21 protein-coding genes are annotated in these 24,956 nt (G+C 47.0%); 14 read left to right on the forward strand and 7 right to left on the reverse strand.

What is annotated here, in order from left to right; translation table 11 throughout:
* Nucleotides 1–2: 2 nt before the first annotated feature.
* The 4 genes from BUB16_RS00305 (at nt 3) to BUB16_RS00320 (ending at nt 2,917) form a co-directional block, all read left to right on the forward strand.
* On the forward strand, nt 3–770 hold the full coding sequence (locus BUB16_RS00305; RefSeq protein ID WP_073058825.1) for a lysophospholipid acyltransferase family protein: 768 nt from the start codon (nt 3–5) through the stop codon (nt 768–770).
* A gap of 234 nt (nt 771–1,004) precedes the next feature.
* Nucleotides 1,005–1,829: an endonuclease VIII gene (nei, locus tag BUB16_RS00310; protein WP_073058826.1), complete on the forward strand. Its 825-nt coding sequence runs from the start codon at nt 1,005–1,007 to the stop codon at nt 1,827–1,829.
* Nucleotides 1,830–1,844: 15 nt separating this feature from the next.
* A complete protein-coding gene (locus BUB16_RS00315; RefSeq protein WP_073058827.1) occupies nt 1,845–2,315 on the forward strand; it encodes a DinB family protein in 471 nt (156 codons plus the stop codon).
* A 107-nt stretch (nt 2,316–2,422) separates the two neighbouring features.
* The gene (locus tag BUB16_RS00320) at nt 2,423–2,917 is read left to right on the forward strand and encodes a putative metallopeptidase (protein ID WP_073058828.1); all 495 of its coding nucleotides are present in this window, start codon (nt 2,423–2,425) and stop codon (nt 2,915–2,917) included.
* A 25-nt stretch (nt 2,918–2,942) separates the two neighbouring features.
* Here BUB16_RS00320 and dnaB read toward each other — a convergent pair whose 3' ends face one another.
* The 6 genes from dnaB to BUB16_RS21995 all read right to left on the reverse strand — a co-directional run bounded on the left by dnaB (nt 2,943) and on the right by BUB16_RS21995 (nt 10,985).
* Nucleotides 2,943–4,454, reverse strand: a complete 1,512-nt coding sequence (gene dnaB, locus BUB16_RS00325; RefSeq protein ID WP_073058829.1) for a replicative DNA helicase — start codon at nt 4,452–4,454, stop codon at nt 2,943–2,945.
* A gap of 159 nt (nt 4,455–4,613) precedes the next feature.
* Nucleotides 4,614–5,492: a uracil-DNA glycosylase family protein gene (locus BUB16_RS00330; protein ID WP_073058830.1), complete on the reverse strand. Its 879-nt coding sequence runs from the start codon at nt 5,490–5,492 to the stop codon at nt 4,614–4,616.
* Between the two features lie 7 nt (nt 5,493–5,499).
* Nucleotides 5,500–6,834 (reverse strand): tRNA (N(6)-L-threonylcarbamoyladenosine(37)-C(2))-methylthiotransferase MtaB, encoded by a 1,335-nt coding sequence (gene mtaB / locus BUB16_RS00335; RefSeq protein ID WP_073058831.1) that lies wholly within the window; start codon nt 6,832–6,834, stop codon nt 5,500–5,502.
* Nucleotides 6,835–7,374: 540 nt separating this feature from the next.
* Nucleotides 7,375–8,235, reverse strand: a complete 861-nt coding sequence (locus BUB16_RS00340; protein WP_170864229.1) for a class I SAM-dependent methyltransferase — start codon at nt 8,233–8,235, stop codon at nt 7,375–7,377.
* A gap of 10 nt (nt 8,236–8,245) precedes the next feature.
* A complete protein-coding gene (locus BUB16_RS00345; RefSeq protein ID WP_073058833.1) occupies nt 8,246–9,142 on the reverse strand; it encodes an alpha/beta fold hydrolase in 897 nt (298 codons plus the stop codon).
* A 202-nt stretch (nt 9,143–9,344) separates the two neighbouring features.
* Nucleotides 9,345–10,985: a helix-turn-helix transcriptional regulator gene (locus tag BUB16_RS21995; protein WP_073058834.1), complete on the reverse strand. Its 1,641-nt coding sequence runs from the start codon at nt 10,983–10,985 to the stop codon at nt 9,345–9,347.
* Nucleotides 10,986–11,587: 602 nt separating this feature from the next.
* Here BUB16_RS21995 and BUB16_RS00355 point away from each other — a divergent pair.
* The 6 genes from BUB16_RS00355 to BUB16_RS00380 all read left to right on the forward strand — a co-directional run bounded on the left by BUB16_RS00355 (nt 11,588) and on the right by BUB16_RS00380 (nt 19,415).
* The gene (locus BUB16_RS00355; RefSeq protein ID WP_073058835.1) at nt 11,588–12,541 is read left to right on the forward strand and encodes an NAD-dependent epimerase/dehydratase family protein; all 954 of its coding nucleotides are present in this window, start codon (nt 11,588–11,590) and stop codon (nt 12,539–12,541) included.
* A gap of 55 nt (nt 12,542–12,596) precedes the next feature.
* Nucleotides 12,597–13,688, forward strand: a complete 1,092-nt coding sequence (gmd, locus tag BUB16_RS00360; protein ID WP_073058836.1) for a GDP-mannose 4,6-dehydratase — start codon at nt 12,597–12,599, stop codon at nt 13,686–13,688.
* Complete coding sequence (locus BUB16_RS00365) at nt 13,657–15,054, forward strand: nucleotide sugar dehydrogenase (RefSeq protein WP_084087917.1); 1,398 nt, start codon at nt 13,657–13,659, stop codon at nt 15,052–15,054. The genes gmd and BUB16_RS00365 overlap by 32 nt, the downstream gene beginning before the upstream one ends.
* A 351-nt stretch (nt 15,055–15,405) precedes the next feature.
* Entirely contained in the window at nt 15,406–16,398 is a 993-nt protein-coding gene (locus BUB16_RS00370; protein WP_084087918.1) for a glycosyltransferase family 2 protein, read from the forward strand.
* 534 nt (nt 16,399–16,932) lie between these two features.
* Nucleotides 16,933–17,958: an NAD-dependent epimerase/dehydratase family protein gene (locus BUB16_RS00375; RefSeq protein ID WP_073058838.1), complete on the forward strand. Its 1,026-nt coding sequence runs from the start codon at nt 16,933–16,935 to the stop codon at nt 17,956–17,958.
* A 179-nt stretch (nt 17,959–18,137) separates the two neighbouring features.
* Nucleotides 18,138–19,415 carry a DUF4910 domain-containing protein gene (locus tag BUB16_RS00380; RefSeq protein ID WP_073058839.1) on the forward strand — a complete coding sequence of 426 codons (1,278 nt, stop codon included), beginning with the start codon at nt 18,138–18,140 and terminating at the stop codon, nt 19,413–19,415.
* An 82-nt stretch (nt 19,416–19,497) separates the two neighbouring features.
* Here BUB16_RS00380 and BUB16_RS00385 read toward each other — a convergent pair whose 3' ends face one another.
* Nucleotides 19,498–20,664 carry a hypothetical protein gene (locus tag BUB16_RS00385; RefSeq protein ID WP_073058840.1) on the reverse strand — a complete coding sequence of 389 codons (1,167 nt, stop codon included), beginning with the start codon at nt 20,662–20,664 and terminating at the stop codon, nt 19,498–19,500.
* Nucleotides 20,665–21,258: 594 nt separating this feature from the next.
* On the opposite strand from BUB16_RS00385, the gene BUB16_RS00390 reads away from it, so the two are divergent.
* The 4 genes from BUB16_RS00390 to BUB16_RS00405 are packed head-to-tail and all read left to right on the forward strand — an operon-like array spanning nt 21,259 to nt 24,919.
* Nucleotides 21,259–22,509: a class I SAM-dependent methyltransferase gene (locus tag BUB16_RS00390; protein WP_073059130.1), complete on the forward strand. Its 1,251-nt coding sequence runs from the start codon at nt 21,259–21,261 to the stop codon at nt 22,507–22,509.
* An 18-nt stretch (nt 22,510–22,527) separates the two neighbouring features.
* Nucleotides 22,528–23,343 (forward strand): sugar phosphate nucleotidyltransferase, encoded by an 816-nt coding sequence (locus BUB16_RS00395; protein ID WP_073058841.1) that lies wholly within the window; start codon nt 22,528–22,530, stop codon nt 23,341–23,343.
* Nucleotides 23,337–23,990: a PIG-L deacetylase family protein gene (locus tag BUB16_RS00400; RefSeq protein WP_073058842.1), complete on the forward strand. Its 654-nt coding sequence runs from the start codon at nt 23,337–23,339 to the stop codon at nt 23,988–23,990. The genes BUB16_RS00395 and BUB16_RS00400 overlap by 7 nt, the downstream gene beginning before the upstream one ends.
* Entirely contained in the window at nt 23,990–24,919 is a 930-nt protein-coding gene (locus BUB16_RS00405; protein WP_084087920.1) for a sulfotransferase domain-containing protein, read from the forward strand. The genes BUB16_RS00400 and BUB16_RS00405 overlap by 1 nt, the downstream gene beginning before the upstream one ends.
* Nucleotides 24,920–24,956 lie beyond the last annotated feature (37 nt).

The raw sequence follows: 24,956 nt of genomic DNA on the forward strand, positions 1-24,956 counted from the left end.
CGATGGTAAGCCGAGCCAAATCGCTGTTCATCTGGATGGGAATAGCGTTGCTGATCCTCTTTTGGCTGCCGATGCTTGCGGTCCGCCGCCTTTATGATCGCGATCCGGCCCGCTATTACACCGGAAAGCTGTTCCGTAACCTGGGAATGGCCATTTCCAAAATTAATCCCAATTGGAAGATTACCATTTCCGGTTATACCGATATTGACGATCGCCGTCCTTATGTAATGGTGTGTAATCATCTTTCGCAGGCCGATATACCGCTCATATCAAATTTGCCCTGGGAGATGAAATGGGTGGCCAAGAAGGAGCTTTTTGAAGTCCCAGTAGTGGGATGGATGATGCGGATGGCCGGAGATATATCGGTGGACCGAAAGGCCAGAGACAGGCGCCATAAAACATTTGAGCAGGCTCGTTATTACCTGAACCACCAATGTTCGGTCATTTTTTTTCCCGAGGGGACACGCTCGCGAAATGGTAAATTGAACACCTTTGCTTATGGTGCTTTTGAACTTGCTGTCAGTGAGGGAGTTCCGATACTGCCGATGGTTATTGACGGGACCCAGAATACCCTGCCAAAAAAAAGCTGGACATTCGGCCAGGCAAAGCATATCAAGCTGAAAATCCTCAAACCCCTGGATACGGGAGAACTGGACCGTGATGATATTAAAGGCCTTGCAGAAAGCGTGCGCTCCCGTATCGCCCGGCAACTGGCGGAATGGCGTGGTAAGTCCGTCCAGGAAGTGGATAGCCTGCAGCGGTCCGGTTAGGTATCGACTTAGCAAAATTCATAGTGAGACCTTCGAATCCGGCCAAATTCCAAATCTTTCCTCCTTGAAAAGCGCGGTATTTGTCTTAAAAGCTCCAAAATGGGACCTCCGACACGTAGTGTAGCCTCTGCGCCCGGCAGACTTCTGGCCCGATTACGATTTTACTGAACGATTGGCAGCATATATTTGTAAGTTTGGTAACTTTAAGTATCATCTAAAATATACAGATACCGTATGCCTGAAGGACCCGAAATCTGGCGAACAGCCGATTCTTTAAGCTATGCATTGAATGATAAACCCATTACCGGGCTTCATTTTGCTTTTGATACTCTGAAGGAATTTGAAGCAGAACTGAAGGGGAAACAGGTTGAAAATGTCGAGGCCCGCGGAAAAGCGATCCTGACGTTCTTTGAGGGAGACCGCGTGATGTATAGTCATAACCAGCTGTACGGGAAGTGGATGCTGCGTGAAAACGGTAAGCAGCCCGATACCAACCGGAAGCTGAGAGTGGCTATTCACAACAAGGATCACTCCGCCTACCTGTATTCTGCCTCCCAGATAGAGATGCTTCGCCCGGAGGAAGTGCCCGAACACTCCTACATAAAAAAATTAGGTCCCGATGTCCTGCATCCGGATACCTCGTATGAGGCCATTTTGGATCAGTACAGAGGCGAAGCCTTTCAGAATCGAAAACTGACGACCCTGTTGCTGGACCAGGGATTTGTCAGCGGCATCGGCAATTACCTGCGCAGTGAAATCATGTTTTATGCCGGCGTAGACCCGCACAATAAGTTACGGGATTATTCCGCTGATGAGAAAGAAGCGCTGGCTTCGGCTACCGTAAAACTTTCCAGGCGCTCCTATGAGACGGGGGGTGTTACCAACGATCCCTCCATTGTGGAGGCGTTAAAAAGGGAAGGTGCGGGGAGAAGGGACCAGCGATTTTTTGTATACAAAAGAACGGATAACCGCTGCCACAAATGCGGTGCTGTTATACGGGAGGAGAAAACGGGGGGACGCAAGATCTATTATTGTCCCGACTGCCAGCTGGAAGAGTAATCAAACACTATTTTTATGAATACGGATTCACTACCACAAGACCTACGTTTTCTATATGAACGCAGTTTAAATCAATTGATAGAAAACCTGCGTGCTATTCCGAATGACCTGCTCTGGACCGCACCGGAGGGGGTAACAAACAGCTGTGGTGTGTTAACCCAGCACATGATTGGCAATCTCAACCACTATATCGGTCACGGTATGGGAGATACCGGCTACAGGCGGGATCGCAGCCGGGAGTTCAGTACTACCGGTATTACCAAAGAAGAGCTGGTACAGGCCACAGAAGATTTGAAAGATACGCTCGGCGAACTATTCAGGGAGATGGATGGGGAAGAACTTGCGGAGGAATTTCCCCTTGAGTTGCCTTATAGAGAGACAAAAAGAGGAACACTTATACACCTGTACGGACATCTTACCTATCATCTGGGGCAATTAAATTATCTGCACCGTATGTTGAGGGCGCAGGCGAATCGGGCCGGGTAGAACGGTACTTTTATCCATAAGTTATTTTCGATAACGGATGAAAAGATCCCGGCAGAACCATACCTTTGGATACTTGAAATTTCGAACTGCAAACAGAAACATCGTTCATGAAAGACAATGATTTTTTAAAACCCGGAGATACCGTTGCCCACAGTAACAAACAGCTGATGGAATCCCCGGAAATCGCTAAAATAGCGGAAACTGTAATCGAGCGGGAAAATCTGGATTTCGGTCCCGCTGAAATCGGTTATTTCCTGGTATACCCGAACCTTTCGAAGTATAAAGCCGCTAAATGTGTCAAAGCGTCGCGTGAAGTGCAATATTACTCCGGCAACAACTATCTGATTGAAATATCGGGAGAGTTGTGGGATATGCTGGATCAGAAGACCCGTGAAATGGTGCTGTTTCACCAGCTGTTGCATGTGGACCCGGTCTATAAGGCCAAAAACCAGGAGTGGAAGATGAAGGTTCGCAAGCCCGATTTTTCGGATTTCTACGAAATCAATGACAAGTACGGCAATGACTGGTATAAGACCGTGCAGGCTACGGTTTCGTCGCTGTATGATTTAGATCCCAAGCGTGAGAGCAAGGTTTCGCTGTAATGTTGTTTCAGCGTATCAGCGGCTCCTAAAAGGGAGCCTCACCGCCTGAACCGGGATTATGTCCCATGGGCGGTGTTCCGCTCCCGCCTTGAGCGTCTTCTGAATTTCCGGAACCGCCCCCAAACGGTCCCGAGTCGGCCGAAGTCAGGTTCTCGAACCGGGCATAATCCTCGACAAAATAAAGGGGGATGGTGCCCGTGGGACCGTTACGCTGCTTGCCGATAATAATTTCTGCCAGTCCCGTCGTCGACTGTCCCTCTGGCGTTGTTTTGATGCCGTAATATTCCGGCCGGTAAAGAAAACAGACGACATCGGCATCCTGTTCAATGGAGCCGGATTCTCGCAAGTCACTGAGCTGGGGACGCTTGTCGCCGCCCCGCTGTTCAACGGCACGGCTCAGCTGAGAGAGGGCGACGACCGGGACGTTAAGCTCCTTGGCCAGGGCTTTGAGTCCGCGTGAAATAGAGGCGATTTCCTGTTCCCGCGTGCCAAAATCCTTGCCGGAGGCCGTCATCAACTGGAGGTAGTCCACAACAATGAGTCCGATATCGTGCTCGCTTTTCAGCCGCCGGCATTTCGTGCGCAGTTCCATGATACTGAGTCCAGGCGTATCATCCACAAAGATGTCGGCCGTAAAAAGACGTCCCGCCGCGTCAATCAGGCGTTTAAACTCCTCATCCTCGAGACGTCCCGAGCGGGCCGACTGGGCGTTGATGCGTCCCTCCATCGTAAGCAGGCGCTGCACCAGTGACTGGTTCGACATTTCAAGGCTGAAAATAGCTACTTTGGTCTGTAACTTGGGGTCCTGGTGGAGGGCGGCGTTGCGAGCCGTAGTCAATACATAAGCGGTTTTACCCATCGAGGGACGTGCGGCAATAATGATGAGATCGCCATTTTGCCATCCGGCGGTTTTTTTGTCGACATCGGTACCGGTGGGCACCCCCGTTATGCCCGACGATTTACCCCGGATGTCTTCCAGGTAGGAAAGAGTGTCTTTAAGGACGTCGCCAATGGGCTGTGCCTGGGCCCGCTGTTTGGAATTGGCCAGATCGAAAATACGTTGTTCAGCCTTGTCCAGCACGTCATAGGGATCGGAAGAGCTGTCGTAGGCCTCTTTGATAATGTCCGTGCAGCCAAGGATAAGATTCCGCTTGGTTGCTTTTTCGGCTATGATTTGTGCATGATAATCCACATTGGCAGCTGAGCTGACCGACCGGGTGAGCTCGGAGAGATAGCCCGCCCCCCCACAGGTATCCAGCAGGCCCTTATCACGCAATTCATTTTCGACCGTTAACAGGTCGAGGGGATTATCGCGTTCATACAAATCATGCAGTACTTCAAAAATGTGCTGGTGTGCCGGCTTATAGAAATCTCTCGGTGACAGCATTTGCAGGGCTACGGTAGCCGCTTCATGCTCAATCAGCATGGAGCCTAACACGGCTTCTTCAACTTCCACAGCCTGAGGGGGGAGCCGGCCTTCCTGATCAAGTGTTTGTCGCGGCGTATTATTCTTAAAATCGGACCCTTGTGATGCCATTCGAAAAAGAAAACCTAATGTATTAAAACTGTTAGTGCGTATGGATGAGCAATAATACTGTACCAGTACTTTCGGGATAACCGGAAAATAACAGGTATCATAAAGTATAATAAATGAACGGCTTTAAACGAAGAGAAAATCCGGTATCAAAAAGAAAAATTAAGGCTCGCAGCCAAGCTCATCGTATCGTTTGCGTAGCAGCTGTACATCTTCCCAGGTCGGGCGCTTCCATTTCGGGTGCCTGAGCAGAGCGGCCGGGTGGTATGTTGCCAACAACTCATAATTACCCCGGAAATTGTGAAACTTGCCACGCATCCTGGAAAGCGAAACATTTTTGTCCAGCAGGGTCTGGGACGATACCTTGCCGAGCGACAAAATAAGTTTGGGGTTAATCAGATCTATTTGCCTGAGCAGAAAGGGGAGGCTCCGTTCCCGTTCTTCAGCATTGGGATTTCTGTTGTTCGGGGGACGGTGCTTGAGGATGTTCGCGATATAGACTTCATCGCGGGTAAAATTGATGGAGTGCAGAATTTTATTGAGCAGCTGCCCCGCTTTCCCTACAAAAGGCTCGCCCTGCCGGTCTTCCTCGGCCCCGGGGGCTTCGCCTATGATCATGAGATCGGCATGGGGATTACCAACACCAAAAACCAGCTGGGTATCGTTCAGGTCGGTACGCAGCATGTCGGCCTTCCGGCAGAGCGCCTCCAGCTCTTCAAGGGTTTGGCATTGTTCAATGTGCTGGTATATATTATCATCACCATCCGAAGAAGCACTATCCCGGGCACCGGAAGCAGGCTGTTGTTTTGGTGCTTGGGAAGCGTCATCCCCGGTTCCGGCTGCGTTTGGTTGTTTTTGAGGTTGGGACGAAGATTCCGGGGCCATTTCATTATCCTGTTGAGTAAGGTCCTTATCCCGTGAATCAGGTTGTCCGGCAGTTTCTTGCCTCATGGTAAAATCACCGTATAGGTCACGCTCGTTCCTGATGTAGCTGATGATATTGTCAATCAGTTTGTCCGGGGTTAAATTTGAATCTGCCATATATTCTTTAGCCTACTAATTCTGCGATAACCCGTTGTTCCCTCTTGGCTTCCGGGGTTAATTCGCCGATCAGGTAGCCTTCTTTTGAACGGGCCCCGAGCTGCACCGGCAGTATTTTATTTTCATGGCGGGGATCGTACGGAATGCCTACACGGACATAATTGTCGGTCCACCCGAGCATCGCCCCGTTATGGTCGGCCCCTTCGAACAGGACCTCCCGAACCTCCCCGCAGAACGAGCTGTCAAATTCAAATCTCTTCTTTTCGGATAACCGGCGGAATTTGTGGGTGCGCTCTTTGCGGACGCTGTCCTGCACGTTCGGTTCGATCTCAAGCGCATGGGTACCGGGCCGCTCGGAATAGGTAAAAACATGCAGGTAAGAGACCGGGAGACTGTCAACAAAATCGTAGGATTCCCGGAAGCGTTCATCCGTTTCGCCCGGGTGACCGGTAATCACATCCACCCCGATGGCCGCCTCGGGCATAAGTTCTTTAATCAATTCGACCCGTTGCCGGTACAGCTCCGACTGGTAGCGCCGCCGCATCAGTCCCAGCATCTCATCGCTGCCGCTCTGAAGCGGCATGTGGAAGTGAGGCTGAATCTTGCCGGATCCGGCGGTAAAACGGATCAGTTCCTCATGCATCAGATTGGGCTCCACCGACGAGAACCGAATGCGTTCGAGTCCCCCGACCCGATCCAATGCCCGCAGAAGCATAAAAAAGTTCTCATCCGTGCCGCGGCCGAAGTCACCCGCATTCACACCGGTTACTACAATCTCTTTGAAGCCATCCTCCACCAGTTGCTCGGCATTCCGGACAACCGAAGAGATCCGGGGGCTCCGGCTCTCCCCGCGCGCCATGGGGATGGTGCAGAAAGAACAGTTGTAGCTGCAGCCGTCCTGCACTTTCAGGAAAGCCCGGGTCCGGTCATCCGCTGAAAATGCGTTATGGAAATCAACAGCCTCGTTGACATCCGAATGATATACCATGGGCTCCGAGCGTTTGTGGAAATCGTCAAAAAGTTCCAGGAGCCTGAACTTGTTTTCGGCTCCCAGTATCGCATCGACCCCATCAATTTGAGCAATTTCACCGGGCTCCAGCTGCGCATAGCATCCGATGACCGCTACAAAGGCTTCCGGGTTTCTGCGCAGGGCACGGCGGACCGTCTTCCGGCAAGTGCTGTTGGCGCCCTGGGTGACCGAACAGGTATTGATGACATAGATATCGGCCTGGCTGTCAAATTCGATGACATCATATCCTTCCTCCTCGAAGTCTTTCCGGATTGTCATCGTCTCCGAATAATTCAGCTTGCAGCCCAGGGTTTTAAACGCAACTTTTTTCATAGGAAAAAATCAACTCAGTGTAGAGAAGAATAACATGACATTCTGTACAGAAATATTCCAGAACCCGTTATGCGGTTAACCGAATCGACAGTATGTAACGTGAGTCAATTCCCGTCAGCATCCCTGCCAAACCAATAGTTGCAGGCCTAATGGACACTGAAGGTCTCTTTGAAAACAAAGCGCACAACAAGTTCTCCAAAGTGGCTTTTAAGATAAGAAATCAGTATAAAAATGTCGATGTTGTCTATGACTATTTTGTTTCGTCAAAAAACTCAACGAAGACCAGGCAATGTTTTTCTGCTATTATGAAATGTTGAAACGGGCGAAGAGCCCTGTCAGGCTTAGCAAAATCTGCTGCGAGTCCATCGAATCTGGAAGATTCTGTGCTTTTTTGGTTTTAATAGACTGCTATTCGAACGAAAAAGATTCTATCGTCGGATTTGAGTCCTCTGACGTTCCCTGCGTCTGCTCAGTACGGCTGACTGCCGGAAGCATGAACTTTACAACAGGGAAGAATGTGATTTCGCAAACCATAATAAGTCACTTTACAGCGCTTGCTAAAATAATACGCTGCGAGTACGCCAGGGTACCGTCATCTTGTACAAAATCCCGCCACTTGCTCGTAACCTCTTGCTCCAGGGATTCCCGGGCATTTTTGTCCGCTCCTGAAACCACATCAATCAATGGGGTGCTGTGAATGTACTGCCAGAAAAACGCTTTCGGTGCAGGGAGATGGAGCATCTTATTCCTGGGATGAATCTCTATATTCCTGAAGCTGGCCTTGCTGATGAGTTGACGAAGCCGGGTTGTACTGTCGAGTGAAAATACATGATGTATAAACTCCGCGGCCCGGGTACCGATATGCCGTTCCATAGCTTCCGCAAAGATAGCAAAGACGGGTCCTGCTGGTCCCGGCACATTCAGGGTAAGGCGACCGCCGGTGACCAGCACCCGTTGCATCTCTTTCAGGGCAGCGGACTGGTCCTCCATAAATTGAAGGCCAAGCTGGCACAGCGCGACATCGAATGTTTTATCACGAAACGGCATCGCTTCGGCACCCGATTCCCGCCACGTGATTGGGCCGGTCTCCTGCGTGGTTGAGCGAGCTACCGCCAGCATGCCGGGATTCATGTCAAGACCGGTGACGGAACCGGTTTGGCCGATCTTCCGGGAGGCAAGCCGCGCCACGATGCCGCTGCCACAAGCCACATCCAGAACTCGCTCGCCCTTTTGCAGTGACGCGTGAGCGAGGAGCTCTTTGGCCAGGGGTTTACCGATCACCGGGACAAAGTAACGCTCGTAATTTTCAGGCACTTTCAGGCTGTACGTTTCCTCAGTCGCTACCTGTTGCTGCAACTTGTTTATCTTCTTACCTGTGTTTTGTTCTGAGTTGGTTGACATAATATATGCCTCATGTTGTATTGATAATGTTATTGAGTACGCCCACAAAGACATCAGGTTGTTCCAGCTTGGGATCGTCGCGGGCTTCATCTATGACATGCAGCGGCCAACCGTATTGCTCACTTGCCTCTCTGGCAATATGCAGTTTGTTAGCCCGGTCATGCCGTCCCCATATCAGGGCCGCAGGGATGGTAATACGGGCCAGATCCCTGGAGGAGATTTTCGGAATACCAACCTCCTGCATCAGGATGCGCAAAGCGGCTTTTTGTTCCGCATCACGGGCACATTCAAGATTATATTCAAGGAACGGGTCCCATTTTTCTCCCATCTGTCGGCGCAGATGATCCACATCGTACATGCATTGTGGAAGAAAACGGTCATAGTTTTTCCTCGTCGGCCGCAACATGAAATGAATTAACCTGAGAGCAAAGCCGGGAGCCGGTCTGAATTTTCCCAGGCCGAACGAATTTACGAGTATCAGTCTGCTAACCTGCTCCTCGTCTTTAATCGTAAAGCGGGCGGCGATAGAACCGCCGAGCAAGTGGCCCACCAATACGGGGGATGAAGAGGTAGTTTGTTCAATCAGCTCGCTGAGCCACTGGAATACGAGGTCTGCCTCCAGTGTATTACTGTTAACTCTGGAAGAACCGTGTCCCGGCAGGTCGGGGACGATCACACGATTTGTTTTTATGAGTTGTGGAATGATTCGTATCCACCAGAGGGATGTCTCACCGGGCCCGTGCAGTAGTACTATCGGAGGACCTTCACCACCGACAAGCACAGCCGTCGATATTCCTGCGAGGTCGATCCTCCGCTCTGCTACAGGATTAGAGGCGAGGAGCCGGCTCCGGTTATCAGTTATTTTGTGATGCCGGTTATCCTGATCCACAGCAGATAGCGCATTCATGTTACCTCCATTCTATTTGTTATATATAATAGTTGTAATTCAGAGGTAAGATATGCCGTTGATGGCAAGTCCGAATCGGTGAGAATACTCAATTTAAATTAAATGCAGATATGGGTAATATCACCCATTACCAGATACAAGATACCGGATGTCGCCTGGAGGACGAAGTTCCGGTATCCATCAACTGGTATCTGGCATGGAGTCAAATCATCTCGTGCTCATAAGCGTAGGCGGTAGCGGCGGCACGCGATGGCACATTCAGTTTGGCTAATATATTGCTTACATGCCGGTCCACCGTCCTTTCACTGATATACAGTTCTGTTCCTATCTCTCTGTTGGTCTTTCCGGTGGCAACTAAGCGTAAAACCTGCAATTCCCGGGATGTAAGTCCATGGGTATGATCGCCCGATGAAGTATGCCGGACGAAGGAATCCATTTTTGAAAGGTCGTACGTGGCTCCAAGCTGTTGAAATGTCCCCCGGGCAGCTTCAAGCTCAATCTCGGCGCTGTCTTTATCCCCGAGTTTCTGGTAAGCAAGGCCAATAAGCATGCGGGTTTTAGCCGATTCATAGGATGCTCCAATTTTTTTCAGTGCAGACCAGCCATCGAGTAGTTTGTCGAGCGCTTTCTGCGGCTCTCCTTTTTTAAGAATAATATTCCCCTCTGCCCGAATAGCCATGGCTTGTAGAAAAGGCGCCTGAAATTCTCCCGCTATTTCAGATAGATCCGCCGCACCGGCTTGAGCGGACTTGATATCATCCACTGCAAGCATAATATCGATATATGCAGGGAGAATCTTTGACCGTACCATTGGATTTTTTTGTTCTTCTTCAGCTTGTCGGATGGCTGCTTCGGCGGTGTCAGCTTCCCCTTGGGCCATCCGCAGAAGAGCCAGGCCGGGCTGTGGTTTTCGTCCCCACTTGCTGGCGTGACGGTAGTTCTTTTCGGCCTCGGTAAAATCTCCCTGCAATCTGTGGAGTTCAGCCTGCAGATAGAACGCTTCCCCGGCAGCCGGTTCTCCGGTAGATTCCGATAGTAAAGTACATGCCCGGTGAACTTCGTCCATAGCCTCTGTCCATTCTCCATGCAATTGCATGATCTCTGCACGTCGTACCAGGCATTGTCCCCGATAGGGCACAAGGTCCGGCTGAGAGTCACACCAGCGGCTCAAAGCCGCAGTCCATTCCTGTGCACGCTGCAAATCATAAATCTTTTGGCAGGTCTCTATTACAGCACAGTATACAAGCCCGGCCACTATGGGTGATATTTCCTCGGAAATTACCGCTATCATGGCCTCATCAAGCAGCGTCGTTCCTTTGTTTATCTTCTTTTGATAAATCAGGGCCTGTCCCTGACCAAGCCGGGACAGGGTAATGAGGTCCTGATTGTCAAATTGCTCGCCTATTTCGCCGGCTTTGCTAAAATAATGATATGCTCTCTCCGGTTTTCCTTCACCCAAGTGCTGCAGTGCTTTGGGAATCAACAGCAATCCCTCCTCGACACATTTTTGGGGGAGATCGCTGATCAAACGGGCGGCCCTGGCCATCCAACCGCTGCCCTGCACTTTTTCTCCCTGATTGAACAATATTATTCCCAGCCAGAATGCACAGTTGGCCGCTTGCCGCTTCTTATCATTTTCCAGGTATTCATGATGGGCACGTGCCCATATTTCTGGACTTTCGGATACCTTGCCTGTCAGGTAAGCCGCTGCGGCAAGTCGTCTTATATCTTCAGGCTCAATTTGATGAGCATGGTCGGCCGACGAAAGGAGGGTGTAAGCATCCGCCCACTGCTGCTGCCGGAAAGCCTTTCGTCCCCGTTCGAGTGTATTAGGAATACCCATACCGATCCTTTTTTACGAAACACTTGTGATGATATGAGTTCGATATGCTATTGATCACCCCTGGTCTCGAATTTCCCTTCCTGCCATCATATCGAGTTTGCCGAGACGTCGTATCCCTTTGCAGAAGCACCACAAGAGGAATATTTCTGCCATGGATGAGATATTCCCGTATTAGTCGGATGACAGGAATGAAACAGTGCTTCCTATAAGCGGTGAGATTTTTATCTCGAACTCATCATACTTAAAGTTACCATGTTCTAAAAGAACCGCAAGTCTTCTTTTAAACCCGAATTTCTTTTTTGGTACTCTTAAAAGTTTATCCGGATAACATTGATAATAAATGCAGGCAAGTAGAGCATAAGAGGTTATTTGAAACGGAACGACGGTAAACCGGAGATTGATACCTGTAACATTATTGCACAGGGTAGATCAGAGCTATAGAGTAATTACTCATCATTGTGTGGGCAAAACCGATCTTAATGACCCTGGGTGGTTTTTTTATATGGCACAGTTGTTGTAGTGAAAGTAACACGGTTCATATAAGTTGAAACCGTTAGATGTAGTGCTGTATTAAATATAGATCTGTATTTATTTGAAGAGAGATGAATGAAATAAAAATTTACGTAGCGGGACATTCAGGCACGGTAGGATCCAGCGTTATGGATGTATTCCGCGACAAAGGGTATTCGAACATTATTACGAAATCGAGCAGCGAATTAGATCTCCGAAATCAGGAAGATGTTGAAGATTTTGTCGGACGGGAGCGCCCGGATGCCATCGTGCTGACTGCCGGAAGGGTCGAGGGGGAATTAGCCCGTGACCAGCATCCTTATCAATATTTGTACGATAAGCTGGCCATCCAGAATAATATGATCCATGCAGCGCATAAGAATGATGTAGACCAGCTTATTTTTCTCGGCAGTTCCTGTTTTTATCCCAGGTTTGCTCCCCGGCCTCTCAGGGAGCCGTACCTGCTTACGGGATCCCTGGAGCCTGCCAATCAGTGGTATGCCATCGCAAAGATGGCCGGTATAAAGTTATGTGAGACTTTTAACAGGCAGTATGGCCGGAATTATACGGCCTTGATACCCGCTGACCTGTACGGAGCGGGAGAGGATGTTGACTCTGCCGGTTCGAAGGTGATCCGGGCCATGATTCGTAAATTCCATGACGCCCGGGAGCGTGGGCAAGAGACGGTGAGGCTATCCGGTACCGCTACAGACAGGGTAGGATTTTTGAACGTGCGGGATTTGGCAGATGCGATACTGTTTGCTGTCGAAGCAAAACTGGGAGGGGGTGTCTATAATATCGGGACCGGGGAAGACCCATCAATGAAAAGGCTGGCCCATATGATTCAGGAAGTTACAGGACACCGGGGAGGAATTATCTGGGACCGTGCGAAATCAGAGGATGAATTACCAGCAAAACGGCTGGATGTCTCAAAAATACAGGCCGAAGGCTGGCGTCATAAAACCGACTTGGGGGAAGGGCTTGCGATAGCTTATCACAGGTTCCTTGAAATCAAAAACGAATTAAATGAAGTGGCTGTATCATAGTATGAAAAGTCGCTTCAAGACGCTCAAAAGTTTAATAAAATATAAATAAGAGGTTATTTTGGAAGAAAGAAAAGTAGCATTAATAACCGGTGTTACCGGACAGGACGGATCGTATTTAGCTGAGTTTTTACTCCGAAAAGGCTATGAGGTCCACGGCATAAAAAGACGATCCAGTTCGTTCAATACCGGCAGAATAGATCATATCTATCAGGATCCTCACACAAAAGATCTGCCTTTTGAATTGCATTACGGTGATTTGACGGATTCTACGAATTTGATCCGTATTATTCAGGATATTCAGCCCGATGAAATTTATAACCTGGGGGCTCAAAGTCATGTTCAGGTATCTTTTGACGCTCCGGAATACACGACCAATACCGACGCCCTGGGCGTACTACGCCTTCTGGAGGCTATTCGGATTCTGGGATTAACACAAAAGACCAAATTTTACCAGGCATCGACCAGCGAACTGTATGGCAAGGTACAGGAAGTACCTCAGACGGAAAATACGCCCTTTTATCCGCGCTCTCCATATGCGGTAGCCAAGTTATATGCGTACTGGATTACAGTCAACTACCGGGAGGCCTACGATATGTATGCCGTGAATGGGATACTGTTCAACCACGAATCCCCGGTGCGGGGGGAAACGTTCGTAACCCGGAAAATCACGCGGGCGGCCGTTCGTATTGCGGCCGGACTGCAGGAGAAGACCTACCTTGGAAACCTCGAAGCGAAAAGGGACTGGGGACATGCGAAAGATTATATTGAGGGAATGTACCTGATGCTGCAGCAGGAGGAGCCCGAAGATTTTGTGCTGGCTACCGGAGAAACCCATACGGTCCGGGATTTCTGTGAACGTGCTTTCCGGCATGCGGGCATCAGCCTGGAATGGATAGGGGAAGGGATCGATGAAAAGGGTATTAATGCCGAAACCGGCGACACTGTTATTGAGATCGATCCCCGCTATTTTCGTCCCACTGAAGTGGACTTGCTCATCGGAGATGCCACACAGGCTCATGAGAAGCTGGGATGGAATCCGAAGTTCACTTTTGACGAGCTGATTGAAGATATGATTCGGGAAGACCAACAAGAAATTAACGTAGATAACAAGACAAATGAAGACTATTCAAGGATTGCGAAGTTCTAAAAACGGGTATAATGTAACAGAAGAGGGAGTTTCTGACCTTAGAGATAATTTTATCAGCCGTATTCGGAGACGGAAAGCCCGGGTGGGTATTGTCGGGCTGGGATATGTGGGACTGCCCCTGTTATGGACGTTTCACGAGGAGGGATTTCCGGTCACAGGTTTTGATGTTGATCAGACAAAGACCGATAATTTAGCCAGTGGGACCCCCTATATAAAGCACCTGGGCAAGGAAATGATGGGTAAGCTTGCAGGGTCTGATAAGTGTTCCGCCACCGTGGACTTTACGGGGCTCGCGGAAATGGATGTGATACTTATGTGCGTGCCGACACCGCTGAACGCCTACCGGGAGCCGGATATGCAGTATGTGGAACAGACGACCCGTACCATAGGCAAGCATTTGCAAAAAGGACAGCTGATCATTTTAGAATCCACCTCCTATCCCGGGACAACAGATGAGCTGATTATTCCCATCCTTGAAGAAGCGACAGGTATGACATCGGGTGAAGGCTTTTTTGTGGCTTACAGCCCGGAACGCGAAGATCCCGGGAATCCCCAGTTCAATACTGCGGGAATCCCGAAAGTGGTGGGTGCCCACGGTTCGGATGCGTTGGATATTGCCACGGAGCTGTACGACTCCATTGTCGTTGAGACGGTTCCGGTTTCCAACAGCAGGACCGCCGAAGCGGTAAAGCTGACCGAAAATATTTTTCGTTCGGTAAATATTGCGCTGGTTAATGAACTCAAAGTGGTATTCAAGGAAATGGATATCGATGTGCATGAAGTATTGGATGCGGCGGCGACCAAGCCCTTTGGGTTTATGAAATTTACCCCGGGACCGGGTTTGGGGGGACACTGTATCCCCATCGATCCCTTTTATCTGACCTGGAAAGCCAGGGAATTTGAACAGCACACGCGTTTTATTGAGCTGGCGGGCGAGATCAATACGAGTATGCCAGGCTATGTGATAGAGCAAACGATCAAAGCAATGAACGCTCATCAGCTCCCGCTCAACGGCAGTAGTATCCTGATTATCGGGCTTGCCTATAAGCCGGATGTAGATGATTTGCGGGAGTCGCCTACCTTCAGGCTGATGGATCTGCTCAGTGAATATGAAGCGAAAGTGTCGTACTATGACCCCTATATCCCGAGAATACATGAAACCCGGGAGCATGCCGAATGGACCGGGTTGGAATCTGTGGCATGGGATAAAGAAACTATTTCTGGTTTTGATGCGGTCGTTATCTCTACCAATCATTCCGACATCGATTACCGGCAGCTGGCGGACTGGAATGATCTCATTATCGATACCAGGAATGCAATGAAAAACATAGAGCCAAAGAACGAAAAGCAAATCTGGAAAGCATAGGAGTTTGTCGGATTTGGGTATGCGGGAGACAGATGATCCAAGTCGGATGTCAGTGCTTATCAGGCGAATAGCGCACCAATTTACCGAAAGGAGCTCGGGACATGGGCAAGTGCGACGAAATCGTAGTATATGTTACTCGTTTTGACAGGTTCCCGGATTTACAAAATGAATCGGTGGGATGAGGGAACTTTTCGGTGCGGGGAGGATATATCATGTTAGGGGAGCTTTTCAGCACATGAACGAGGGGCATTAAACCGTTATCCGCTAAAACCAAGCAACGGTTCGTAGAGTTAAAATGGACTCCCCTGAACAGTACAAACATAACTGTTTACAACTTGCATCCGATAAGAGATGGGTACATCAGCGTCTATGAGTAATTCCAATCCCAAAGTATCCATCATAGTACCGGCATATAATGCTGAAGATTATATTGGTGAGACCATTCAGTCCGTGTTAGAACAGTCCTATGAGAACTGGGAATTGTTGCTGGTGGACGATGGAAGTACAGACCGTACGAAAGAGGTTATACAAAAATATCTGAATGATCCAAGGATAAAATACTTCTATAAAAAAAATGGAGGCCAGGGTAGCGCCCGGAATCTCGGAATCAAAAAGGCCGGGGGGGAATACCTGGCCTTTTTGGATGCCGATGATCTCTGGGATGTCGACAAACTCAAGACACAGGTAAAAGTGTTATCGGAGAAAAAGGATATTGTTCTGGTTTTCTCCAGGCTCCGGCGTATTGACCACAAGGGTAACTATTTGAATCGTGATCTTGGCAGCGGCACCGGAGTGTACCGGGGATTCCGGGCCTTGTTTTTACTGGCGGCCGGGACGATAACCATTCCGAATTCATCCGTTATAGCAACCAGGGAGGATGTTGTCAGGGTCGGATGTTACAGTGAGAAGGATGAAGTTAGAAATATGGAGGACTATGACCTGTGGTTCAGAATGTTAATGGCGGGCTGCCGGTTTTACGGGATAGGGGAGACGAAGGGGGCATACAGGATACATGAGGGTCAAAGCACCTATTCCAGTCCCGGTGCGAGTCTTAAATTAATAGCGCATCTGGAAAATATGTGCGAGGAATATCCGGAGAAAAGCAGGTATTTTAAGTATCTTATTATACGCAGGTTATCCTCGTACTTCAGACTCCACGGTAAAACAGCAGAGGCAGGGGACACGTGTATAGCGACCTATCTATCAAGTTCTTGCATTAAGACACACTGGGTTGAACGATATTTCATCAGGATGATTGGTCTGACCCGATATCTGAGGTTACGAGGTCTTTTGATCAGAAGATTCAGGCGGTTTAAACATTTTGTGGCATCGATTAACAGTTGATACCCGGCCTGTTTCTATTATATCCCATCGATAATGTGTTCTCATGAATCCCGTGACCCAGAAGTAAATGAGGTCACTTTACCTGTTGAGTCGCATCGAAACTGCCAGCACTTCCAAAGCACAGCTTTATCTTTGGCCGGGGGATTCCATTCATATAAAAAAAATATTCCACACCCGCTTTTATCCGTTGGTGTGTGAGGTAAGAAATCCCAGACAGCCCGAGTAATAATTACTCAATAATCTATCAAAATACTGGAGTAGCAGGATATACAGTACCTTCCAACAGGCATGGCAGACGGCTTAAAGTAGGTTTTGGGTGGTCAATATTGAATTGGCACGTTTTTTGAATTAAAACAACTGTGCTAATCGAACAAGTTGGTTAGTTTCAAATAATGACAATAAATGATTGGCTTTAGTATCTGACAGGTAAGATTCATTTGTCCCTTTATGTTGTTTTTACGGGGATGAATTTACTACATGGAAAGATTACTTTGGCTGATAAATTATAACAGAGAGTATAAAATACATATTCATATGAAAGTTTTAGTAACGGGTACAGACGGGTATATCGGTTCAGTTCTTGGTCCCTATCTCATACAAAAAGGACATGACATAACAGGGCTTGATACGGGATTTTACCGGGCCGGGTGGCTTTTTAACAATGGCGAAACAGTATATCCCTCCTACATCCACAAGGATCTTAGAAATATCAGCCTTGAGGACCTGGAGGGGTTCGACGCTGTAGTCCATCTTGCCGAACTATCAAACGATCCTTTGGGCAAGCTAAATCCCGAGATCACCTATAAAATAAATCACAAAGGGAGCGTAAACATTGCCAACCTGTGTAAACAGGCAGGAATCGAGCGATTCATATATGCTTCCTCATGCAGCGTGTATGGTACCGGGAATAGTGAGTACAAAACCGAGCAGTCAGAACTAAATCCGCAAACAGCGTACGCTGAATGTAAAACCAGGGTTGAACGTGATGTATCGAAACTGGCTGATGAGCATTTTTCACCGACCTTTCTGAGAAATGCTACGGCCTATGGAGCTTCTCCCCGTATGCGGTTTGATATCGTACTTAACAATTTGTCCGGCCTTGCATGGACCACAGGTGTTATCGAGATGATCAGCGATGGTATGCCATGGAGACCGCTTGTCCATGTAAAAGATATCAGCAAAGCTATTGGGTGCGCCCTCGAGGCTCCGAAAGAAACGGTGCACAAGCAGATATTCAATGTGGGAGATACCGAAGAAAATTTCAGAGTGCGGGAGATTGCCGAGATCGTCGGTAGAGCATTCCCGGGGTGTAAAACTACCTTTGGTGATAGCGGTGGAGATAACCGGAGCTATCGTGTATCTTTTGATAAAATCAATAGCAATTTGCCGGGTTTTTCCTGCGAATATACCGCAGAGAGGGGAGCCGCCGAGCTCTACGAGATCTTCAAGAAGATTGACATGGACGAAGAGATCTTTAATGCGAATCCATATACCCGGCTTAAGCAGCTCAAACATTTATTGGAAACACAGCAGCTGACCAAGGATCTCTATTGGGTATAGTTAATTTAAAATTCAAAAGATGCATTTCCCTGAACCCCGGGATGAAATAATTACAGAACCGGGGGAAGGGTATTTTACCGCTTTTCCGCTCCCAAGAACGCTGCAGCATTGATATATTCAAAGTCTCGGGAGGGTTTTGAATATTTACTTCATAAACAAACGTTGACTAAACGGATTTCTTGAAACAGGAAGAGAGCTTACTTGGATTAATAAAAGAATTATACCCGATCTGCAGAAGCATTACAGGCAATGGAGTACGAAAATCCCTGCAAATTGTACAAAACTACATTCCTGTTCAAATACAGGAACTTCCGACAGGCACTCAGGTCTTTGACTGGACCATACCAAAAGAGTGGAATATCAAAGACGCATGGATTAAAAATTCCAACGGAGAGAAAGTGGTCGATTTTGATGATTCAAACCTGCATGTGCTGAATTATAGTATCCCGGTCGACCAGGTAGTATCGCTTGATGAGCTAAAGAACCATCTTTATACGCTTCCCGATCAACCTGACCTGATCCCGTATAGAACCTCGTATTACAAGGAGGACTGGGGATTCTGTCTATCCCATCATCAGCTGATGAAGTTGGAGGAAGGCGATTATCATGTTTACATAGACGCTGCGCTGGAAGAGGGCAGCATGACGCATGGGGAGCTGTTCATCAAGGGAAAGACGCCGGATGAAGTGATCATATCGTGTCATATCTGTCACCCTTCCCTGTGTAATGATAATTTATCAGGTATATCCGTGGCTGTGCATTTAGCGCAACAGCTGTTACAAGAAGATCTCCGATATTCTTACCGCTTCCTGTTTATTCCCGGTACTATCGGTTCTATTGCCTGGCTGGCCCGGAATGAGGATAAAACCCAACATATAAAATACGGGCTCGTTTTATCCTGTGTTGGCGACGCCGGTCCGATCACCTATAAAAAAAGTCGACAGGGCAAAGCTGAAGTCGACCGCATTGTTGAACAGGTATTGGCCGAGTCGGCGGAAAGCTACGAGGTGCGGGATTTTACGCCTTATGGCTATGACGAGCGTCAATATTGCTCGCCGGCATTTGACCTGCCGGTTGGCTGTTTTATGCGAACTCCGTTCGGGGAATTTCCGGAGTATCATACTTCTGCCGATAATCTTGAGCTGATGGAGCCTGAAGCGCTTGCGGACTCTTTGTCAAAATTAAGGCGTATCGCAGAGGTCATAGAAAACAACGGGACGTATTTAAATTTGAATCCCAAATGTGAACCGAACCTGGGGAAACGAGGACTGTACAAACTGACAGGGGGCGATACAGAGAGCGAAGTCAACCAGCTGGCCATCCTCTGGGTACTCAACCTTTCTGATGGGAACCACAGCTTGTTGGATATCGCTGAAAGAGCCGGGATGAGTTTTCAGGCCATCAGGCAGGCGGCCGATGCTCTTATAGAGGTCGATCTTCTTGAAGAGGTTCGTTGACATAAAAAAGGGATTCAAAGCGTGGTCTTTGAATCCCTTTAGATATTTGGTATCCCTGGTTATGGACGGATTATTCAGCTATTTAATCGGCATTCGGGTTAAAACCGTTTACTACCGCATGAGCAATAAAGTAGATGTCCCCGGATAACCCCTCTATTTCATAGGTGTATTCCGTGATATCATTGTGGTTTTCCTGGTTTCCATACTGTCCCGGGGCCACCGTAAAGTTGCCGCTGCCTTTATTTGAAGCATAGGGATCACTGCCGGCATAAAGATGGGTTTCGGAAAGCGTATACAGATTCCCGGTAAATCCTGTCTCGGTCATCTTATAGGTGACGGTGAGAGTTCCGTTCGAGTAATTTACGATAAGTTCACCAACACGCGTGCCTTTGTTCAGATCACACTGTCCAGCACCGGCATAAATGTCATACGTAAGATCTCCACTCGGATCGGATAATGTACCGTTTGTCCACCCCCATCTGTTAAAAGAGACACCCGGTATGATTGTCTCGTCGAAACAGGACGAGGAGGTATTGTCCACTACTGTTTGACCATTCGCTGTTGTGGTTTTGACGGCAAATGCAGTTTCATCAGCGGTAATGATCGTTTGACCGTCATTTTCGATAACGGTTACTCCCTGTCCACTGTTCTTCTTTTTATTTTTAGCAGAGGCAAGATCGGTTTCTACCCGGCTTACGATATCCTTTACTTTTTGGACATCAAAAAGAGGCGTTCCATCCTTATATACGCGTGGATCAATTTCATCATACCCGGAGATCTTATCCACATCAAATGGCGGACTATCGATAAGCGACCAGATAATGACCTGTATTTCCTTTGCGGTTAGCTCCGGGTCACTGGCTCTGAGATCGTCTTTAATGCTCATGAAATAGTTTAACTTTTTCCATGATTCGTGACCAGCTGTAGAATAAAGTCTGGCTCCGTTTTGGATACCAAAGGCTTCTTCCTCATTCCATTCGATACACCAGGCCTCTCTCTCAACGCCGTCATTCAGCCGAACGGTCAGGAAACTATCCTGGTTGTCTTTTTTCTTTATTTCCATACTTTCGATTTCTGCACCAGTGATAGGAGTAACTTCTTTTATTTGCTCGAAGCTTTCTTCGATACCGGTATCAGTGCTGGGAGCATTACATGCCGAGATAGCAAATAGAATCCCCATCAGTATAGTTGTAATTGCTAACGTACTATTTTTAAACATGATAGTATTATTGTATTTATTGGCTGCCATATAGATAGCCTGTTATTATTAGAAGTACCCATACAAGGTCAAAAAGTGTGCCACCTATTAACCCGTCAGTTGAAACATCCTGTGCAGCTTAGAAATAGCCTTTTTTTTATCTCTCCTATACATATTGGGCGATTTTTACGCACGGCTAAAGCTATTTACACAGTTAAAACAAATAGCCTTTGTATGTCGAACGCCGAAGTTCAGGGGAGCTCCACCAACCGAATGACACCTTTTTGTGATCGTTCTTTAAATAAAACATCAATATTTAAACGGCTGGACTTGTCATACCGCTTCGCTGAATCCGGGGACAGCATGGTTGAGTAATTCTTTCATAGTTGAACCTGAAAAATTACCCGTTCCCCTTGTTATATTTTTACTACAATTTCCTCTCGTTCTTTTCTTACAAATATAAATGCCCTCCATGCTCTTTTCGGGTGTATTTGAACGATAGGATCTACTAATCTTCAGCCCACATATCAAATTGGCATAACTATTGTATTCAATAGAATGGATGCAGGACGCGATTCAACCGAATAGGATGGTTGGCAGCAGGGGGCATCCGGTTCAAAACGAAGTAAGTTTATTGATGACATGATGGATGAATCAACAACTACCAATAATAATAAATGTCTTAATTGTTCAAGTTCACTCGAGAATACCTTTGTGGATTTAGGGACATCACCCCTGTGCGAGGAGTTTGTAAAACCGGAGAATATTAACAACGGTCAACAATTCTACCCGTTGCATGCCTATGTATGCGATGAGTGCTTTTTGGTGCAAGTGGGAGAGTATGTAAGCCCCCGGGAAATTTATTCGGATTATTATTATTTCTCATCCTATTCTGATTCATGGTTAGCACATGCGAAGGAATATGTTGAAATGATGAGGGACAACTATGGGATTAACCAGGAGAGCTTTGTCGTTGAAATAGCCAGTAATGACGGTTACCTGTTGCAATATTTCAAAAAGGAAGGAATTCCGATTCTTGGTGTGGAACCCTCGGACAATGTAGCAAAGGTGTCTATTGAGAAGGGGATTCCCACCGAGCAGCTGTTTTTTGGTAAAGAAACGGCCAGTGAGCTTCAAAAGAAATACAAGTCAGCGGATTTGATACTGGGTAACAATATTTTGGCTCATGTTCCCGAAATCAATGACTTTATCGAGGGACTGGATATGCTGTTGGGTAATAAAGGAATTATGACGTTCGAGTTCCCGCACCTGCTTCAGCTCATTGAGAATAATCAGTTTGATACGATTTACCACGAGCATTTTTTCTACTTCTCACTTATTACCATAGCGTCGATTTTTAAAAAGCACGGAATGAAAATTTTTGACGTACAGGAATTGAGTACGCATGGGGGATCTGTAAGAATTTTTGTGACGCGGGAATCTAACCAGGATTATCAAGTGAGTGATAAGGTTGCAAAGATGGTCTCGATTGAAAAGGAGAAAGGGTTTCTCGACATAGATTTTTATAGAGGATTTGATGAACGTGTACGGCAGACAAAAACGGATCTATTGGAATTGTTGATCGATTTAAAAAAACAAGACAAGACCATAGTGGGTTACGGGGCTCCCGGTAAAGGCAATACGCTGCTGAATTATTGTGGCATCAGGAGAGATTTTATCGATTATACGGTTGATCGAAACCCCAATAAACAGGGGTATTATCTGCCGGGTTCCCTGATTCCGATTTTTCATCCCGACAAGATCAGGGAGACAAAACCGGATTTTGTTTTTATTCTTCCCTGGAATCTGAAGGATGAAATTATGCAGCAAATAAAGTATGTGCGTGACTGGGGAGGTAAATTTATTGTACCTATTCCCGCACCTGTTATTATTTAATTAAAAATCAGCAAAGATATGAAAGTTGTACTGTTTTGTGGCGGCTTGGGCATGCGGATGCGAGATTACTCTGAAAAAGTACCCAAACCGATGGTAAAGCTGGGTTACCGTCCCTTGCTTTGGAATGTAATGAAGTATTATGCTCATTTTGGACATAAAGATTTTATTCTTTGTCTGGGGTATAAAGGAGATTATATAAAACGATATTTTGTTGAGTATGAGGAGTACACCTCCAATGATTTTATACTTAATGACGGGGGAAGAGAAGTTAAATTGCTGAACAGTGATCTGGATGACTGGAACATTACCTTTGTCGATACGGGAATGACCTCAAGTGTGGGGGAACGACTCATGAAAGTACGTCCCTATCTCGAAGGTGAGGATATGTTTCTGGCAAATTACGCAGACGGTTTATCTGATCTGCCGCTTGATAAGATGATCGACAATTTTAAAAGCATCGACAAGATTGGCAGTTTCCTGGCTTATCAGCCTACCCAGAGCTTTCATGTGGTCGACTTGGAAGACGACGGTGAAGTGAACGGTATAAGTCCCATTTCACAGTCAGGACTATGGATCAATGCCGGGTACTTTATTTTTAAGCAGGAGATTTTTGACTACATGAAAGAGGGAGAGGATTTGGTCGTTGAGCCCTTTCAGCGGCTTATCCGGCTTAATCAGCTGTACGGGTATAAATATGATGGCTTTTGGGCCGCCATGGATACGTTTAAGGACAAGCAACTCCTGGATGATCTGTATGCAGAGGGGAAAACGCCCTGGAAGGTCTGGTCCGAAAATAATAGAGTAGCACAAAACGGAGTAAAGGAATTATGCTGAACGCAACATTTTCGGTACCCCCGGAAAAAGGACTTTCACTATTGTTGTTAGGGGCCCATTGTGATGACATCGAAATCGGGTGCGGAGGTACGCTGCTAAAAATGATCGAAGATTACAAAATAGACCGGATTATGTGGGTGGTCTTCAGTTCCAATGAAGTTCGAAAAAAAGAAGCTGTTACAAGTGCAGAACAATTTCTAACATCAGTATCGAATGTGGATGTACAGGTCTTTGATTACACAGATGGCTATTTGCCCTCCGTATGGAGTACGCTTAAAGATGAATTTGAGGCAATAAAAGAAAGGATTACACCGGATTTCATATTTACGCACTACCGGCACGACTGGCACCAGGATCACCGCCTTATCAATGAGCTGACATGGAATACTTTTAGGAATCATCTCATATTTGAGTATGAAATACCAAAATATGACGGAGACCTGGGAAAGCCGAATTTTTTTGTCCCTCTTACTGAACAGTATATAGAGCAAAAAAAGAAAATTATTGTTGAGAGCTTTCAAAGTCAGAGTGACAAACAGTGGTTTGATGAGACATTATTGACGTCAATAATGCGAATAAGAGGAGTGGAGTGTGCATCAGCATCAAAGCATGCGGAAGCATTTTACAACCGCAAGATGGTACTATAATGGAGACCCGTAAATCGACATATTCTCAAGTCAGCCAGACCTACAGGATACATCCTGTAGTCGTATTTTTATGTACGCCGAGGTGCGGTACCCAGTGGTTGCAAAAAAACTTAAGCGAAGTTTATGCCGGCGAAGCTATTGTGTTGCATGAACCCGTGGGAAAGGGGTATAGACCGAAAGTTAATCTGGGCCGATATCATTCGCCGGTCGAACCGGAGGATAACAGTACGTTACATAAGCACCTGGATTTTATTGAAGATACAACTGATCATATGAACTATATAGAGATCGGTTGGCCGAGTATTGCGGGTGTTCCCGAGTTGTACAGGCAATTCAGAGGGAACTTAAAGCTTGTGCATTTATATCGAAACCCGATTAAGGTAGCTGCTTCCATGGTTACTCACAACTGGTATACGGGCAAAATAAGGGACCGGTTTGAAAATTTGGAGTTAAATCCCTTTGATGAATCCGCGCTACTGTCTGAATACAAGGAGAGTTGGGAAGGATTAACCCTCTTTGAAAAGGCGCTTTACTACTGGACAGAAATAAATCTCCGGGCACGGGAAATTCAATACCGCTTTCCGAATATTCCTTTTTATTCTCTCAAGTTTGAAAATTTATTTGAAGAGAATAAGGAGATTCGCCGTATTACGTTGCTCGAATTACTCTCGTTTATGGGACTTGGTTACGATGGTAAAATATTAGAAGCGACGGAAATACCCTATGACAGGCATCATCATAAGGCTACTGTCGAAATAGACTGGAAGGACATTTATGCCCATCCGCAGACTATTGAACTGGCTAATAAATTAGGCTATCGTTTTGATACAAAAATGGACCTCCGGAGGTATAACGGCTCTCTTTACCGGCAAATTATTTCGAGGATTAAATCAGTATTAGATAGAATTGTTGGCAACCATAAGACCTGATACAGGTATTGATGTTGATATTTTGTTTGAAAACAGT

Source organism: Fodinibius roseus, assembly GCF_900129315.1.
Taxonomy (GTDB): Bacteria; Bacteroidota; Rhodothermia; order Balneolales; family Balneolaceae; genus Fodinibius; species Fodinibius roseus.

Excerpts from the sequence above, each read along its gene's own strand:
- BUB16_RS00405 (WP_084087920.1), top strand. The coding sequence starts at position 23,990 with ATGGAGACCCGTAAATCGACATATTCTCAAGTCAGCCAGACCTACAGG.
- BUB16_RS00390 (WP_073059130.1), top strand. The coding sequence starts at position 21,259 with ATGGATGAATCAACAACTACCAATAATAATAAATGTCTTAATTGTTCA.
- mtaB (WP_073058831.1), bottom strand. The coding sequence starts at position 6,834 with ATGAAAAAAGTTGCGTTTAAAACCCTGGGCTGCAAGCTGAATTATTCG.
- BUB16_RS00340 (WP_170864229.1), bottom strand. The coding sequence starts at position 8,235 with ATGTCAACCAACTCAGAACAAAACACAGGTAAGAAGATAAACAAGTTG.
- dnaB (WP_073058829.1), bottom strand. The coding sequence starts at position 4,454 with ATGGCATCACAAGGGTCCGATTTTAAGAATAATACGCCGCGACAAACA.
- BUB16_RS00395 (WP_073058841.1), top strand. The coding sequence starts at position 22,528 with ATGAAAGTTGTACTGTTTTGTGGCGGCTTGGGCATGCGGATGCGAGAT.
- BUB16_RS00375 (WP_073058838.1), top strand. The coding sequence starts at position 16,933 with ATGAAAGTTTTAGTAACGGGTACAGACGGGTATATCGGTTCAGTTCTT.
- BUB16_RS00385 (WP_073058840.1), bottom strand. The coding sequence starts at position 20,664 with ATGGCAGCCAATAAATACAATAATACTATCATGTTTAAAAATAGTACG.
- BUB16_RS00400 (WP_073058842.1), top strand. The coding sequence starts at position 23,337 with ATGCTGAACGCAACATTTTCGGTACCCCCGGAAAAAGGACTTTCACTA.
- nei (WP_073058826.1), top strand. The coding sequence starts at position 1,005 with ATGCCTGAAGGACCCGAAATCTGGCGAACAGCCGATTCTTTAAGCTAT.
- BUB16_RS00320 (WP_073058828.1), top strand. The coding sequence starts at position 2,423 with ATGAAAGACAATGATTTTTTAAAACCCGGAGATACCGTTGCCCACAGT.
- BUB16_RS00315 (WP_073058827.1), top strand. The coding sequence starts at position 1,845 with ATGAATACGGATTCACTACCACAAGACCTACGTTTTCTATATGAACGC.
- BUB16_RS00330 (WP_073058830.1), bottom strand. The coding sequence starts at position 5,492 with ATGGCAGATTCAAATTTAACCCCGGACAAACTGATTGACAATATCATC.
- BUB16_RS00365 (WP_084087917.1), top strand. The coding sequence starts at position 13,657 with ATGAAGACTATTCAAGGATTGCGAAGTTCTAAAAACGGGTATAATGTA.
- BUB16_RS21995 (WP_073058834.1), bottom strand. The coding sequence starts at position 10,985 with ATGGGTATTCCTAATACACTCGAACGGGGACGAAAGGCTTTCCGGCAG.
- BUB16_RS00355 (WP_073058835.1), top strand. The coding sequence starts at position 11,588 with ATGAATGAAATAAAAATTTACGTAGCGGGACATTCAGGCACGGTAGGA.
- BUB16_RS00305 (WP_073058825.1), top strand. The coding sequence starts at position 3 with ATGGTAAGCCGAGCCAAATCGCTGTTCATCTGGATGGGAATAGCGTTG.
- BUB16_RS00370 (WP_084087918.1), top strand. The coding sequence starts at position 15,406 with ATGGGTACATCAGCGTCTATGAGTAATTCCAATCCCAAAGTATCCATC.
- BUB16_RS00345 (WP_073058833.1), bottom strand. The coding sequence starts at position 9,142 with ATGAATGCGCTATCTGCTGTGGATCAGGATAACCGGCATCACAAAATA.